This window comes from Lyngbya aestuarii BL J, from assembly GCF_000478195.2.
GTDB lineage: Bacteria > Cyanobacteriota > Cyanobacteriia > Cyanobacteriales > Microcoleaceae > Capilliphycus > Capilliphycus aestuarii.
In genome coordinates, this window is record NZ_AUZM01000181.1 from 1 (window position 1) to 1,818 (window position 1,818).

At 51.6% G+C, this 1,818-nt stretch carries 1 rRNA gene; it reads left to right on the forward strand.

The features are described 5' to 3' along the window. Positions 1-219 precede the first annotated feature (219 nt). Positions 220-1,708: ribosomal RNA gene (locus M595_RS27320) — 16S ribosomal RNA — on the forward strand. The last annotated feature ends 110 nt before the right edge of the window (positions 1,709-1,818 follow it).

A 1,818-nucleotide genomic window follows, 5' to 3' on the forward strand; every position in this document is an offset into this window, starting at 1 on the left:
GAAACAGACAACTGCTTCCAACGCGCCCGAACCTAGATAACAAAAGAGTTTGAAAGCCTAAGCACAGTTCCTTGAACATATTCTTTTGAGGACTTTTAGGAAACTAAGAGTCATCTAATTTACACAAAAAAGAAACTAGCCAGAGAGAAAAAGCGACTCATTATTAATATAGAGATATAGCAATAATGAGCAAGCTAACTCAACTCAAGTGGTGAAATCAACACGGAGAGTTTGATCCTGGCTCAGGATGAACGCTGGCGGTCTGCTTAACACATGCAAGTCGAACGGACTCTTCGGAGTTAGTGGCGGACGGGTGAGTAACGCGTGAGAATCTGCCTCTAGAACGGGGACAACAGAGGGAAACTTCTGCTAATCCCGGATGAGCCGAAAGGTCAAAGATTTATCGTCTAGAGATGAGCTCGCGTCTGATTAGCTAGTTGGTAAGGTAAAAGCTTACCAAGGCGACGATCAGTAGCTGGTCTGAGAGGATGATCAGCCACACTGGGACTGAGACACGGCCCAGACTCCTACGGGAGGCAGCAGTGGGGAATTTTCCGCAATGGGCGAAAGCCTGACGGAGCAAGACCGCGTGGGGGAGGAAAGCCTTTGGGTTGTAAACCCCTTTTCTCAGGGAAGAAGAAAGTGACGGTACCTGAGGAATCAGCCTCGGCTAACTCCGTGCCAGCAGCCGCGGTAATACGGAGGAGGCAAGCGTTATCCGGAATGATTGGGCGTAAAGCGTTCGTAGGTGGCAATTCAAGTCTGCTGTCAAAGACAGTAGCTCAACTACTGCAAGGCAGTGGAAACTGAATAGCTAGAGTGCGGTAGGGGCAGAGGGAATTCCCGGTGTAGCGGTGAAATGCGTAGAGATCGGGAAGAACACCGGTGGCGAAAGCGCTCTGCTGGGCCGCAACTGACACTGAGGGACGAAAGCTAGGGGAGCGAATGGGATTAGATACCCCAGTAGTCCTAGCTGTAAACGATGGAAACTAGGTGTTGCCTGTATCGACCCAGGCAGTGCCGTAGCTAACGCGTTAAGTTTCCCGCCTGGGGAGTACGCACGCAAGTGTGAAACTCAAAGGAATTGACGGGGGCCCGCACAAGCGGTGGAGTATGTGGTTTAATTCGATGCAACGCGAAGAACCTTACCAGGGCTTGACATGTCCGGAATTCTGGGGAAACTCGGAAGTGCCTTCGGGAACCGGAACACAGGTGGTGCATGGCTGTCGTCAGCTCGTGTCGTGAGATGTTGGGTTAAGTCCCGCAACGAGCGCAACCCTCGTTTTTAGTTGCCATCATTAAGTTGGGCACTCTAGAGAGACTGCCGGTGACAAACCGGAGGAAGGTGGGGATGACGTCAAGTCATCATGCCCCTTACGTCCTGGGCTACACACGTACTACAATGGTAAGGACAGAGGGCAGCCACTTCGCGAGGAGGAGCTAATCCCGTAAACCTTGCCTCAGTTCAGATTGCAGGCTGCAACTCGCCTGCATGAAGGAGGAATCGCTAGTAATCGCAGGTCAGCATACTGCGGTGAATCCGTTCCCGGGCCTTGTACACACCGCCCGTCACACCATGGAAGTTAGCCATGCCCGAAGTCATTACTCTAACCTTTCGAGGAGGAGGGTGCCGAAGGCAGGGCTGATGACTGGGGTGAAGTCGTAACAAGGTAGCCGTACCGGAAGGTGTGGCTGGATCACCTCCTTTTTAGGGAGACCTAACTTTAGTTTAGCCAACCCCAAAATAATCAGGCAGACTAAGGTCATCCTAGGTCGGTCAAGGAATTAAGCATTCAACAGGCTTTCAAACTCTCGGTT